The sequence below is a fragment of the Labrys sp. F242 genome (genome assembly GCF_057813875.1).
Map to the genome: position 1 here is coordinate 1 of NZ_JBVASG010000049.1, position 289 is coordinate 289.

1 protein-coding gene is annotated in these 289 nt (G+C 67.8%); it reads right to left on the reverse strand.

The window, feature by feature from the left end:
- The coding region (locus ACZYTC_RS34395; RefSeq protein ID WP_488991775.1) for a helicase HerA-like domain-containing protein at positions 1-289 on the reverse strand (289 nt) is incomplete at both ends.

Genomic DNA, 289 nt, shown 5'->3' on the forward strand with positions numbered 1-289 from the left:
CCCCTCCTCCGCCGGCTCGGCAGGCGCAGCCTCCTCGGACACGCGACGCTGCAGCATTTCGAAGGCGGATTCGCGATCGACCACGGTTACATATTTGCCGCGCAGCGAAGAGGCCTGCTGGATCGCCTGGCGTTCGGCTGGCGAGATGGCGCCCACCCGTGCCGCCGGAGGCAGGATGAGGGCCCGCTGCTCGATCGATGGCACGCCATTGCCTTCGAGGAAGGACACGAGGGCCTCGCCCTTGCCGAGCTCCGAGATGACCTTGGCGGTATCGAGGTCGGGATTGGGG